The organism is Micromonospora sp. WMMD967 (assembly GCF_029626165.1).
GTDB lineage: Bacteria > Actinomycetota > Actinomycetes > Mycobacteriales > Micromonosporaceae > Micromonospora > Micromonospora taraxaci.
Genome location: NZ_JARUBK010000001.1, coordinates 5,864,399 through 5,877,404 on the forward strand (window position 1 = coordinate 5,864,399; position 13,006 = coordinate 5,877,404).

The following is a 13,006-nucleotide window of genomic DNA, read 5'->3' on the forward strand; positions in this document are numbered from 1 at the left end:
AAGCGACGGCGGCTCGCGTGTCCTAGTCGCCCGCGGCGCGGCGCGCTGTCGCGAACCGCCGTTGGTAGGCGGCCGGGGTGATCGACAGCTTCCTGGCGAAGACCCGTCGCATGCTCTCGTAGCTGGGGAACCCGGCGAGGATCGCGGCCTGCGTCGCCGTGTGGCCCTGGTCGAGCAGTGCCCTGGCCAGGTCGAACCGGATGGTCTCCACGTAGCGGGCCGGTGTCGTGGCCAGTTCGTCGTGGAAGAGCCGGGTAAGGTGCCGGGTGCTCACGTTGAGGTGTTTCGCGAGTTCGCCGAGCGAGTGGTCGCCGCGAGGGTTCGCCGTCACGGCATCGGTGATCCTGCGCAGCGCCGGCGAGCGGGGCGGTGGCCCCTGCAGCGGCGCGGAGAACTGGGACTGACCCCCGGCACGCTGCATGTACACCACCAGGGCGCGCGCGACGTCGCGGGCGAGGTCGGGCCCGTGGTCCTCCTCGACCAGAGCGAGCGCCAGGTCGATACCGGCCGTGACCCCCGCCGAGGTGTACGTGGTGCCGTCCCGAACGTAGATCGCGTCGGGCTCGACCCGGCAGGTCGGACAGCGGGCGGCAAGTTCGTGTGCGACCTGCCAGTGGGTGGTGGCCCGCTTGCCGTCGAGAACGCCTGCGGCGGCGAGGACGAACGCCCCGGTGCAGATCGACGCGACCCGGCCGGCCGCGACCGCCGGTGTCCGCGCGGCCTCCGCCAGGTCGGCGGGGACAGGTGTACGCGGGTAGTGGTCGGACCCGGCCACCAGCAGCGTGTCGAAGCTCGGCTCCGAGGCGACGGCCCCGTCGACAGCCATCCGGATCCCAAGGCTCGACGTGACGTCCGCGCCGGTCGGCGAGAGCAGCACGATCCGGTAGTCGGCGCCGAACCGGTTGGCCTCCTTGAACACCTCCGCCGGACCGGCCACGTCGAGCAACGTCACCCCGTCGTAGACGAGGATCGCGACACGATGGGGCCTGGGCACCGCTCATTGGTAGCACGCCGTTTCCCGAGGTGACGGGAGTCCGGTGGGGGTCACGCCCCGGCCACCGCACCCCGTCCGGATATGAGTGATTCCTGGCCGGACAACGGCGGCAGCGTACGACGATCGGTGGGCAGCATGGAGGGCGCTACCACGTCCGGACACACCTCCCAGAAGGTCGGAGACCATGCCAGAGGTCATCGCGGGGTTGGAAATTCCTGAGACAGCAGCGGTCGCCGCAGCGACCGGGCTCGTCCAGGAGACGACCTCGCCGCTCATCTACCACCACTCCCGACGGGTCTTCCTCTTCGGGCTCGTCCACGCCCGCAGGCTCGGCGTGGAACCGGACCCGGAGTTGCTCTACGTCGCGGCACTGTTCCACGATGTCGGCCTCCTGACGCCCTTCTCGGACGTCGAGCAGCGCTTCGAGGTCGACGGCGCCGACCACGCCCGCGCGTTCCTCCTGAACCGGGGCTTCCCGGCGAGTGCCGCCGAGACCGTCTGGACGGCGATCGCGCTGCACACCACACCGGGCATCCCCGACCGGATGGGCCCGGAGATCGCCACCACCTATCTCGGCGTCCTGACCGACGTCCTCGGCCTCGGACTGGACGGATTCGAACGCGACCAGCTGGACGAGATCCTCACCGTCCACCCTCGTGGGGACTTCAAGAACGAGTTCCTGCAAGCCCAGTTCGACGGGCTGAAGAACCGCCCGGAAACCACCATCGGCACCGTGAACTCCGACATCCTCGACCACTTCGCCCCCGGCCTGCGGCGCGTGACGACTGTCGAGCGCATCGTCGGCTCGCCCTGGCCGCACTGACCGGACGACGGGTCGTCCGACGCACTCTCCTGGAAAGGTTCCACACATGCGAGCGATCACCGTAAGCGACCGCAACGCCGGTGTCGGCGGGCTCACCCTGACCGACATGCCCTATCCCCACCTCGCGGAGAACGACGTCGTCGTACGCGTACACGCCGCGGGTTTCACGCCCGGCGAACTCGACTGGCCGGCGACGTGGTCCGATCGCGCCGGACGCGACCGGACACCCACGATCCCCGGGCACGAGTTGTCCGGGGTGGTGACCGAACTCGGCTACGGGACCACGGGTCTCACCGTCGGCCAGCGGGTGTTCGGACTCACCGACTGGGCCCGCAACGGGTCCCTGGCCGAATACACCGCCGTGGAGGCTCGTAACCTCGCCCCACTCGCGGCGGACATCGACCACACGGTGGCCGCCGCGCTGCCCATCTCCGGGCTGACCGCATGGCAGGGGTTGTTCGACCACGGCCACCTGACCACCGGCCAGAGCGTCCTCGTCCACGGTGCCGCGGGTGGCGTCGGCTCGATCGCCGTCCAGCTCGCCCGGGAGGTGGGCGCCCACGTGATCGGCACCGGCCGTGCCGGCGACCGGGAGATGGCGCTCGCCCTCGGCGCGCACGCCTTCGTCGACCTGGAGGCCGACGATCTACGGAACGTCGGCGAGGTGGACGTGGTGTTCGACGTGATCGGCGGCGACATCCTGGAGCGTTCGACCGAACTGGTACGACCCGGCGGCACCGTCGTCACCATCGCCGCGCCGCCCACCATGCAGCCCAGGGGCGGGCGGGCAATCTTCTTCGTCGTCGAGCCTGATCGCGCCCGGCTGACCGACCTCGCCCAGCGCGTCCGCAACGGGCGGCTCAAGCCGATCGTCGGCGACGTGCGACAGCTGAGCGAGACGGCCGACGCGTTCGCCCGTCGCCGCCGCACACCGGGCAAGACGATCATTAAGGTCGCGGAGGACCAGTGAGAGGACGCGATCGGCGGCACCCCGGCCGGTCGCGGGCGGGTGGTTGAACCTCCCGCTCGGGCGGGACGTGGCTCACCCGCGTGGGAAACGCGAGGCGACTCCCGGACGGTGCGGGTGGCCGTCAGCCTGTGGGTGCGAGCGCGGCGCGGCGCGTCCGCAGGTGGGCACGTTCGGTCTCGTTCGTGACCAGCGCCAGGGCCTCGTCGTAGGCGGCACGGGCTTCGGCGTCGCGGCCGAGCCGGGTCAGCAACTCCGCGCGGGTGGCGGGCAGCCGGTGGTAGCCCGGAAGGCGCACCTCCTCCAGCGCGGCCAGGGCCACCGCCGGCCCGTACACCTCGGCGACGGCGACCACCCGGTTGAGCGCGACGACCGGCGTCGGTGTGAGCGCGAGAAGCTGGTCGTACAGTGCCAGGACCTGCCGCCAGTCGGTGGCGGCGCCGTCGGTGTGCACAGCGTTGATCGCGGCCTGGATCTGGTACGGCCCGGGTCGGTCGAGCCGCAGGCATCGGCGGACCAGGTCGTGGCCCTCGGTGATGAGTCTCCGGTCCCACAGTGACCGGTCCTGGTCCGTCAGCAGCACCAGGTCTCCGGTCGGGCCGAGCCGAGCCGCGCGGCGCGCCTCGGTCAGCAGCAGCAGGGCGAGCAGGCCCAGGACCTCCGGCTGGTCGGGCATCAGCGCGGCCAGTTCGCGGGCGAGTCGGATCGCCTCGGCGCACAGGTCGATCCTGATCAACGGCCCGGCGGTGGAGGTGTAGCCCTCGTTGAACATCAGATAGAGCACAGTGAGCACGGGCGGCAGCCGGGCCGGCAACTCGTGTGCGGCCGGCACCCGGTACGGGATGGCGGCGTCGCGGATCTTCCTCTTGGCGCGCACGATCCGCTGGGCGACGGTCGTCTCCTGAGCCAGGTACGCCCGGGCGATCTCCGGCACGTCGAGACCGCCGAGCAGGCGGAGCGTGAGAGCGGTACGCGCGTCGGCGGCGAGCGCCGGGTGGCAGCAGGTGAAGATGAGCCGCAGCTGATCGTCCTTCACCGGCCCCACCTCCTGCGGCTCGTCCTGTTGGCTCAGGAGCAGCGCCTGGGCGTGTCGGGCCTCGCGGGTCGACTCCCGACGCAGCCGGTCGATGGCCCGGTTGCGGGCTGTCGTCACGATCCAGGCGCCCGGGTTCGGCGGTGTGACCTGCCACTTCTCAAGCGCGGTGGCGAAGGCGTCCTGGACCGCCTCCTCGGCGAGGTCGATGTCGCCGAGCACGCGGGTCAGGGTGGCGACGCAGCGCCCGTACTCGGCGCGGTAGATGTCTTCCAGATCCATGTCGTCGCCCGCCTCCTCGTCGGGATCGGAGCCAACCGGAGGAGTTCGATCCTCTCGCAGAGGGCGGACAGTGTGCGGCATGAGGGCGGACGGCTCGCCGGGTTTCGGCGGCTGTCACTTCCGGGTAGCGGACGGGTCATGAACCGCGATCTCGTGAAGGGCCTACAGGCTGCCTGGGAGTTGCCGGAGTTCCGCAGCGGGATACGCGAGCTCGTCGACCTTGACGAGGTGGCGGTGCTGCTCGCCGCACTGTCCGATCCGGACCACGACCGCGAGATCGAGCGCAGCCTGTTGGGCCTGCTGCGGTCCGGTCTCGACACGACCGAGATCCGGGAGGCGGTGCTGCTGCTGCTCGAACAGGACGAGGTGCGCCGGCCACTCGTCGCGGCGATGGCCGAACCGCTCGCGGACCGACCGCGTCAGGCTGCCGCCATCGCTTCGGCCGCCGAGGATCCGGCGGTACGGCGCGAGCTGCGGGCGGTGCTGGACAGCTCGCGAGCGCGCCAGCTGATCTGGCAGGCTGTCGACGACCAGGTGGAGGACAACCGCATCGGCGTGATCCACCGGGCGGCGGTGTTGTTCGTACGGCACCGCAGCGTCCGGCGTCTCGTGTGGGCTCTGCGCCGGCACGGTGTGTTGCGCGAACTCCGGCGCCGGGCGGACGATCCTTCTCCGACCGGCTGAGGGCGGGGTGGACCCGCGACGACGGTGACCAGGAACGGGGTGTCCATGACGCCGGAGGTGTCACCGCGCCGGGCCAGGGCCGTGCTCGTCGCGCTCTCGCTCGGCGCGTTCGCGTTCATCACCACCGAGCTGCTGCCCGTCGGCCTGCTGACGCACATCGCTCCCGACCTCGACCGCTCCCGCTCCCAGGTGGGTCTGCTGGTCAGCGGGTACGCCATCGTGGTCGTGCTGGCTTCCATACCGCTGGCCCGGCTGACCCAGCGGATCCCCCGGCGTCACCTGCTCGGTGTCACGATGCTCCTGTTCGCCGCCGGCAACGCCACCGCCGCGCTCGCCCCCACGTACGGTGTGCTCGCCGGCTCCCGTCTCGTGACCGCCCTCGCCCAGGCGCTGTTCTGGTCCGTCGCCACGGCGGCGGTGACCGGGCCCTTCCCCGTCGCGGTGCGCGGCCGGGTGGTGGCGCTGTTCGCCGCCGGGGCGACGCTCGCCCCGGTGCTCGGCGTACCCCTGGGCACCTGGCTCGGGCAGCAGGCCGGGTGGCGGGTGGCGTTCGCGGTGCTGGCCGGGGTGGGTCTGGCCACCGCTGCGGCGGTGTTCGTCCTCCTCCCCTCCTATCCCCCGGCCGCCGGCGGCGCGGCCCGGGGCACGGCACCGGACGGCCGACGCTTCCTCCTGTTGCTGGTAGCGACGGCGCTCGGCATCGGCGGCTTCATGACCCTGCAGACGTACGTCACTCCGTTCCTGCTGGACGTGAGCGGCTTCGGCGACGCGATGCTGGCACCGCTGCTGTTCGTCTCGGGGGCCGCCGGCGTCGTCGGCACCCTGACGGCGGCGCGAACTCTGGACCGCTGGCCGATCGTCTCCCTGTTGACGCCGCTGAGTATCGGCACCGCCTCACTGTTCGGCCTGTACGCGCTCGGCGCGCTCCGACCGGGCGCGGCAGCTCTCCTGGCCGGGATCGGCCTCGGTTACGCGGCGTTCGGCTCCGCGGTGCAGAACCGGATGCTGCACCTCGCTCCGGGTAGCACCGACATCGCCTCGGCCGGTGTCAGTACCGCGTTCAACGCCGGCATCTGCGGTGGTTCGTTGCTCGGCGGTGCGCTCCTGTCGACTTCGGGGGCGCGCCCACTGGCGTTCGTCGGCGGGCTGTTGACGTTGACCGCTCTCGCCGTGCTCGCCGTCGACGCGCGGCGGGGCCACGCCGCGCCGGCGCCGCCCGGAGCCGATCTGGGCACCAGTCCCGCGACAGTCGGGCAAACGGCTCGGCGCTCCGGCTGATTCTCGCCACGCGGCACTGCGGGTGAGGGGGCCTGACTAGGGGTTATTCGCCGGCGATATCTAGTGTTGTCTATTCCACACCGAACCTCCTACCCCCATCGGAGCGCGACGTGCGGAAATCCCGTCTGGCAACCCTCGCCCTGAGCCTGGCCACGGCCCTGGGCACCACCCTCACCCTGGCAGCGCCTGCCCAGGCTGCTCCCGCCGACCACTACGTCGCCCTCGGCGACTCCTACTCCTCAGGGGTGGGCGCCGGCAGCTACACCGCCGAGAGCGGGTCCTGTCAACGCAGCACCAACGCCTACCCGGCGCTGTACAACACCAACGTGCGGCCCGCGTCGTACCGCTCGGTCGCCTGCTCCGGTGCGACCACCACGAGCGTCGTCAACACCCAACTCAGCGCGCTCAGCACCACCACGACCCTGGTCAGCGTCTCGGTGGGCGGCAACGACGTCGGGTTCGCCAACATCATGACCACCTGCGTGCTGTACGGGACCACCGAGTGTGTGAACGCCGTCCAGGCCGCCGAGAACAAGGCCCGCGCCGACCTCGGCAACCTGCTGGCCACCGTCTACAACGGAATCCGCACCCGCGCGCCATCGGCCCGGGTGGTGGTCGTCGGCTATCCGGTCTTCTACCAACTGGGCACGACGTGCCTCGGGCTCAGCGCCACCTCGCGCGCGAAGATCAACGAGGGCATCAACCTGGTGGACGACATCATCCGCAGCTCTGCCCTGGCCGCCGGCTTCACCTTCGCCGACGTCCGCTCGCAGTTCGTCGGACACCAACTGTGCAGCTACGGCGACAAGTGGCTGCACGCCCTGAACATCACCAACATCGGTGTCTCGTACCACCCGACCGCAGCTGGTCAGACCAGCGGCTACTACCCGGTCTTCCGCTCCGTCGCCGGCTGAGCTGACGTCGGGGGTACGCGGGGCTCGACGCCCCGCGTACCCCCGCAGCTCGTCGGCTCAGTGGCCGCGGAACGCCTCCTCCAGCCACCACGACCCCCGCGCGGCGCAGACCTTGGCGTCGACCACCAGCGGTCGGGTACGGGAACCAGCGAGCCACTCGCTCACCGGCCCGAGGTCGTCGACGGTCCGGACGGTCACCCCGTCGCAGCCGTAACCACGGGCGATGGCGGCCAGGTCGGTGTCGGGGAAGGTGACAGTTGCCAACGGGTGACCGTCCGGGCCGAAGTGGTGCACCTCGGCGCCGTACGCCGCGTCGTCGTAGATCACCACGAGGAGGGGGGACGCCAGCCGGACGGCGGTCACCAACTCGGTGGCGGACATGACGAAACCGCCGTCACCCACCGCGGCGACGGTGAGCCGGTCCGGCCGGGCGACCGCCGCCCCGAGCGCGCTGGCCAGGCCGAGCCCGACCGACTGGAACGCCTGGGTGAAGCAGAACCCAGCCACGTCCGGGACGTCGAGCCACATCGACGGGTAGCCCATGAAGTTGCCGGAGTCGACCACCACGGTCCGGGCGGCCGGCAGCAGGTCGTCCAGGGCGGCCGAGAGCGTCCTCGGGTCGATCGTCGACTCGTCACTCTCGTCCCGGTACGGAACTGTCCGCCACCGGCCGTGGTCGCGAATCCGCTGGGCCAGCTCCGGCGTACGCCAGCCGCTGACACGCGTGGCATCGGCGTCCAGCCGGTCGAGTACCGCCTCGGCCACGGCCGTCACCTCGCCGGCCACGGTCAGGTCCACCGGGCGGTTCACCCCGAACGCGGCCGGGTCATGGTCCACCTGGACGACGACAGCGGTGGGCGGGATCAGTTCTCCGTGCCGGGTGGTCCACATGTTCAGCGTGCTGCCCCACGCGACGACCAGGTCCGCCGTGCCGATCAGTTCGGCGGCGAGCGGGGTGGCGAAGCCGCCGGCCACGTCGAGATACCACGGGTTCCCGGCGAACAGGCCCTTCGCCGCGGCCGACACCGCGAGCAGCGCGCCGCACGCGTCGGCGAGCCGGGTCAGCGGTTCCCGGGCGGTCCGAGCACCCCGACCCGCGATGAAGACCGGCCGACGTGCGACTCGGAGGGCGGCCAGCAACGGCTCGACCTGCGGCTCGACGGCCGGGGCCGACGCGACCACAGGGAGTGGACCGGACCACGGCTCGACAGCCGCTCCCTGCACCTCCAACGGGAGGCCCAGCACCACAGTCGCACCCCGGGCGGCGGCCCGGTACGCCTCGCCCGCGTCCTGGGCCGCGTGCGTCGCGCGTACCCGATGGAACTCGGCCCCGACCGAGGCGGCGAGCCCCGGCAGGTCGATGAAGAAGTTCGACCGAGGCGCGGTCGCCTCCGGGGCCAGGACCACCATCGGGGTACGGCTCTTCGCGGCCTCGGTGAGGCCGGTCAGCGCGTTGGTGACACCCGGGCCCTGGTGCACCGAGAGCAGGCCCACCGTCCCGGAGGTACGGGCGTACCCGTCCGCCATGCTCGCCGCGCCGCCCTCATGGGCCGCCGCGACGAACCGGGCGCCGGCCGCCACCAGCGCGTTCGTGACGTGGAAGTTGCCGCTGCCGACCACCCCGAAGACACATCGTGCGCCGTGTTCGTAGAGGACCCGCCCGACCACCTCGGCTACCCGCATCGGTGACCCAGTCCTACCGTTCGACGAGCGCGAGGACCCGGCACGGGCTGCCGGACCCGGAGACGATCGGCAGTGGTCCCGCGATCACCACCGCGCCGGTCGCCGGCAACTGCGCCAGGTTACGAAGTTGGGTCAGACCGTACTTGTCCTGGCCGAGCAGGAACGAGTGGCACGGGAACGGCGGGTCGAACGAGTGCGCGGCACCCGCGTCGGTGCCGACCGTCTCCACCCCGACGCCCTGGATCGGCGACTCCTCGGCCAGCCAGCGCGCGCACTCCACCGAGATGCCCGGGGTACGACCGCCGTTCGCGTACCGCTCCGGGTCGTCGCCGTACGCGTCCCAGCCCGTGCGGTACAGCAACCAGCCACCGGTGGGCAGGGCACCGTGTTCGGCCTCCCACGCCTTGACGTGCTCGATCTCCAGCAGGAAGTCCGGATCGGCGGCGGCGTCGGCGGCGTGGTCGATCACCACAGCCGGGGCGATCAGCTGGCTCACCGGCACCTGCGACACGTCCGCGCCCTGCTGACCGGTGACCCAGTGCACGGGGGCGTCGAAGTGGGTGCCGGTGTGCTCACCGGTGGAGAAGTTGTTCCAGTACCAGGCCGGACCACTGTCGTCGTACCGGCTGATCTCGCTGAGCTGAAACGGCCAGGTCTGGCCGAACTGCTCGGGCAGGCCCAGGATCGGGGTCTGGTCCGAGAGTGGCGCGGTGAGGTCGACAACCTGGATCCGGCCGCTGGATAGAGCGGCGACAAACTCCTGCAGCACCGTCATGCGGCGACGGTACACCGCACCCCGCTCCACGATGGACCTACGAATGCAGTGTGTCGACGGGAATCAGACCGCAGCCAACCTGCGCAGGATCTGCCGCATCTGGTCGATCGGGAGGGCCGGGTTGGCCGCGGCTGCCTCAGCCAGTTCACCGTCGTTCAGAAGTGCGGCGAGCCGCGTTGCCGGTAGGCGAGGACTGCCCGCCATGGCCTGCCGCACTGTCGGATCGGGGTCGGCGGTGAGGCGTTCGACGATCTCGGGGTCGGCACGGGGGTCGAGGGCGACGAGCCGCCGTACCGCCGGGTCGGGGTCGTCAGCGAAGCGGGCCAGTCCCTCGACGGGAAACTGCGGCAGTCGGCTGAGTCGATCCCGGCCGCAGCAGTGGTACTCCAGGTAGCAGCGGAGCAGGAGCGCCGGCGGCGCGGCCGGGTGGTGCTGAGCGAGCAGGACCCGTACGCCACGGTCGGGGTCGTCAGCGAGGACGGTGACGACCTGCGCCGGCAACTCGGCGTTGCGGGCCGCTCTGCGGCGCAGCAGCGGATTGACCGATCGAGCCCACCGCAATGCATCGGCGAGCGCCGGAACGGCGGCGTCGGCGGAAGGCGGGATCCCGCAACAGCGAGCGCACGCGAGGCCGAAGTGTCCGTCGCCCGGCGCGGTGGTGACATCGATGCCGATGCCGGCCCGCTGCTGTTCGGTGAGGCCGGGATGGGTGGAGACCTCGGTGCGCACCTGGACCGCTGGATCGGCGGCGAGCGCGAGCAGTTGGTCGCCGGTCAGGTCCGGACGACCGCTGACTGCCTGCCGCACCGACGGGTCGGGGTGACGCAGCAACCTCTCGACCGCGTCTGGTGGCACTGAGGCGTTCCTGCCCATCACCCGCAGCGCCGCGACGTCACCGCTGGCGACCACCTGGTCGACCAGCGCCCGGGACAGCGGGCGCTGGAGCACGTACCAGAATGCGTGGGAGTGCTGGTCCGGCAGGTCCGCAGGCTTCATCACCCGCTGCTGGCGGGCGACGGCCGCCGTAGCCGCCGCACGCACCTCGGGCACCGCATCCTCCAGCAGGGCCTGGCGCGACCGCTCGTCCACCTGATCCAGGAGACCGGCCGCGAACCGGCGCACACCCGGCTGGGGGTGAGCGGCGGCCAGCCGCACCAGACGTTGGTCATACCCCGTCGCCGCACGCAGCTCGCCGATCAGTTCCTCGCGGCTGAACGGCAGGTCGGAAGGTGGATTGTCGAGCTCGGTCAACAGCCCGACCAGGACGTCGTCCGGCAGCGCCTCCTGCCCGGGCCGGCCGAAGGCGCTCATCCTCACCCGCCAATCCGCGTCGCCCAGCAACTTGGCGCGCACCAGAGGAGCGACGTGCGGATGCGTGGCCAGCGTTGCGCGGATCTGGGTCGAGGGATGACGCAGCATCGCGTCCTGCAACGACGGTGGCAGCTCGTGGCGGCCGCGCAGCCCTTCGCACGCCTCCTCCGGCCACGTCTGCACCAGACGCAGCAGGACGTCGGCCGATGCCGTCGGGTTCCTCACGATCCCTCGAACCAGCGGTGAAGGTGAGGGAGATCGTTCCAGCACGGCGTCACCGGTCATCGGTGGCACCCTACGCCCACCCCATGGCACGCGGCGTCCGTTGCTAGGCTCTCGTGCCGATGAGACGCTGCTTCGGCGACCGGGCCACCTTCGCCGTGGAGGTTGGTGAGATTCAGTCGCCCGCACTCCGCGCCGTCGACGTCTGGGTGGCTGGCAGACGGCTGACCGTCGACGACAACTCCGCCTTCGTCCCGTCCTTCTCTTTCGCCATGCGGTCAAGCGCGGCACGGGTGCGCCGACGTGACATCAAGCCGTGCCCGTTTCCCGGCCACAGCCCGGAGGAGACCTTCCGGCTGCTGCAAGCCGACGAGACCGGGTTTGCGGAGCACTTCTGGTTCATGCGGTGGGGCGAGACCCTCGACAGCGTCTCCACGTACGCATACCTCGAACAGACCCTGGTGATCCTCTTCGCGTTCTGGCGAGCAAGCCATTCCTTCCCGGAGGGCTTGGGCGAGGTCTTCGTCGCCAGGATCCCGCCGGACGAGTTCGCGCTCACCGTCGAGACGGCAGTCGATCTGCTGGACTCCGGGATCGTCGCCACCGATCCGGGTCGGTGAGTGGTTGCGGATCTTGGGCACGCGAAATTCCGCGTCGATGCGGCACCGCTGTCGCTACCGTACGCGGATGAGCGCTACCCAGATGGCCGGGCTGCGGCTGCGGTTCTTCACCGATCCCGGAGAATTCCTCGTCGCAGCGGACGACTACCTGCGCGCCGATCCGATCGGCTGCACTGTCGTCACCACCATCACCCACCGACTGTTGTCGCAGCGTAATGCGGGGATTCCGCACTCGGACCGCGACTGGTGGCTGGCGGTCGTCGACGACTCCGGCGCCGTGGTCGGTGCCGGGATGCGCACGGCGCCCTATGTCCCCTATCCGCCGTTCCTGCTGCCCATGCCTGATGAGGCGGCCGTCGCGTTGGCCCACGCGTTGCACGGGCGCGACGAGGAGGTGCTCGCGGTCAACGGGGCCCTGCCCGCAGTCGACCTGTTCGCCACCGAACTGACCCGGCTCGTCGGGGGTCGAGTCCAGGTCGCCCAACACAGCCGGCTGCACGAGCTCGGCGAGTTGACCTGCCCGCCACCCGTGCCCGGCCGCCTGGTGGTCGCGACCGAGGACGACGTGGAGCTGGTCACGCGGTGGTACGTCGCGTTCAAGGGCGATGCCGACGAGCAGGCGGGTCGACCGCGCAACACCACTACGCAGGACACGCCTGAGCGCGAAGAGCTGCTGCGCCGGCTTCGAGCCGGACGGCTGTGGTTCTGGGTCGACGAGACCGGGCAGCCGGTGCATCTCACCGGTGCCAACCCACCGTCGTTCGGGGTGGCACGCGTGGGCCCGGTGTACACGCCGCCGAGCCAGCGCGGCCGTGGTTGGGCCAGCAACGCGGTAGCCGAGGTGTCCCGGCAGATCCAGGCGGAGGGCGCACGGGTCTGCCTGTTCACCGACCAGGCCAACCCGACCTCGAACAGGATCTACGCTGCCCTCGGCTACCGACCGGTCGTCGACATGGCCAACCTTGTCATCGTCCGCTGACCCCGCCGTCGCCATGCAGCACGCCTACGGCGATTTGCCGTGGTTGCATGCCTGAGCCGGGCACCGACGCGCTTTCATGGTCAAGTGATGAAAAGTAGGTCGCAGAGCCATTTCTGACCTACTTCTCATCACTTGATCATGTCGCACAGTGGAGGATGCGCACCACCTCGTGGACGCCACCGCCGGTCGACACGTCCTGACCGGTCATTGCCGTGCGCTGCCACCTGACAGCGCAGACCCACTAGCCTCGGCGTGATGGCAGCAGAGGCGGCGGGAGCGTTTCGTCGGACGGCGATCGAGCGATCAGATCAGCGCGTCGCGTGGGAACGGGCGGATCAGGCCAACGCACGCTTCGAAGGGCACCCGCTGGAATCCGTCAGGATCACGGTGGATCTCGTGGAGTTCTGCGCGGATCACCACCACCGTATGCCGGACCAGTAC

12 protein-coding genes are annotated in these 13,006 nt (G+C 70.8%); 7 read left to right on the forward strand and 5 right to left on the reverse strand.

What is annotated here, in order from left to right; translation table 11 throughout:
* Positions 1-22 precede the first annotated feature (22 nt).
* Complete coding sequence (locus tag O7631_RS26390; protein ID WP_278146746.1) at positions 23-994, reverse strand: GlxA family transcriptional regulator; 972 nt, start codon at positions 992-994, stop codon at positions 23-25.
* Between the two features lie 184 nt (positions 995-1,178).
* Between O7631_RS26390 and O7631_RS26395 the strand changes: the two genes are divergently transcribed.
* The gene (locus tag O7631_RS26395; protein WP_278146747.1) at positions 1,179-1,817 is read left to right on the forward strand and encodes an HD domain-containing protein; all 639 of its coding nucleotides are present in this window, start codon (positions 1,179-1,181) and stop codon (positions 1,815-1,817) included.
* A gap of 46 nt (positions 1,818-1,863) precedes the next feature.
* The gene (locus tag O7631_RS26400; protein ID WP_278146748.1) at positions 1,864-2,787 is read left to right on the forward strand and encodes an NADP-dependent oxidoreductase; all 924 of its coding nucleotides are present in this window, start codon (positions 1,864-1,866) and stop codon (positions 2,785-2,787) included.
* Positions 2,788-2,908: 121 nt separating this feature from the next.
* Here O7631_RS26400 and O7631_RS26405 read toward each other — a convergent pair whose 3' ends face one another.
* Complete coding sequence (locus O7631_RS26405; protein WP_278146749.1) at positions 2,909-4,099, reverse strand: RNA polymerase sigma factor; 1,191 nt, start codon at positions 4,097-4,099, stop codon at positions 2,909-2,911.
* A gap of 138 nt (positions 4,100-4,237) precedes the next feature.
* Between O7631_RS26405 and O7631_RS26410 the strand changes: the two genes are divergently transcribed.
* The 3 genes from O7631_RS26410 to O7631_RS26420 all read left to right on the forward strand — a co-directional run bounded on the left by O7631_RS26410 (position 4,238) and on the right by O7631_RS26420 (position 6,975).
* Entirely contained in the window at positions 4,238-4,783 is a 546-nt protein-coding gene (locus O7631_RS26410) for a hypothetical protein (RefSeq protein ID WP_278146750.1), read from the forward strand.
* Positions 4,784-4,828: 45 nt separating this feature from the next.
* On the forward strand, positions 4,829-6,061 hold the full coding sequence (locus O7631_RS26415) for an MFS transporter (RefSeq protein WP_278146751.1): 1,233 nt from the start codon (positions 4,829-4,831) through the stop codon (positions 6,059-6,061).
* A gap of 110 nt (positions 6,062-6,171) precedes the next feature.
* Positions 6,172-6,975 carry an SGNH/GDSL hydrolase family protein gene (locus O7631_RS26420; RefSeq protein ID WP_278146752.1) on the forward strand — a complete coding sequence of 268 codons (804 nt, stop codon included), beginning with the start codon at positions 6,172-6,174 and terminating at the stop codon, positions 6,973-6,975.
* Between the two features lie 57 nt (positions 6,976-7,032).
* On the opposite strand, the gene O7631_RS26425 is transcribed toward O7631_RS26420, so the two are convergent.
* From O7631_RS26425 to O7631_RS26435, 3 genes are all read right to left on the reverse strand, one after another.
* A complete protein-coding gene (locus tag O7631_RS26425; RefSeq protein WP_278146753.1) occupies positions 7,033-8,658 on the reverse strand; it encodes a thiamine pyrophosphate-binding protein in 1,626 nt (541 codons plus the stop codon).
* A 13-nt stretch (positions 8,659-8,671) separates the two neighbouring features.
* Complete coding sequence (locus tag O7631_RS26430; protein WP_278146754.1) at positions 8,672-9,433, reverse strand: cyclase family protein; 762 nt, start codon at positions 9,431-9,433, stop codon at positions 8,672-8,674.
* A gap of 63 nt (positions 9,434-9,496) precedes the next feature.
* On the reverse strand, positions 9,497-10,969 hold the full coding sequence (locus O7631_RS26435; RefSeq protein WP_278146755.1) for a hypothetical protein: 1,473 nt from the start codon (positions 10,967-10,969) through the stop codon (positions 9,497-9,499).
* Between the two features lie 119 nt (positions 10,970-11,088).
* Here O7631_RS26435 and O7631_RS26440 point away from each other — a divergent pair, with 119 nt between their 5' ends.
* Both O7631_RS26440 and O7631_RS26445 read left to right on the forward strand, forming a co-directional pair.
* Positions 11,089-11,586, forward strand: a complete 498-nt coding sequence (locus O7631_RS26440) for a hypothetical protein (RefSeq protein WP_278146756.1) — start codon at positions 11,089-11,091, stop codon at positions 11,584-11,586.
* A 67-nt stretch (positions 11,587-11,653) separates the two neighbouring features.
* Positions 11,654-12,565, forward strand: coding sequence for a GNAT family N-acetyltransferase (locus O7631_RS26445; RefSeq protein ID WP_278146757.1), 912 nt, complete (start codon positions 11,654-11,656; stop codon positions 12,563-12,565).
* Positions 12,566-13,006 lie beyond the last annotated feature (441 nt).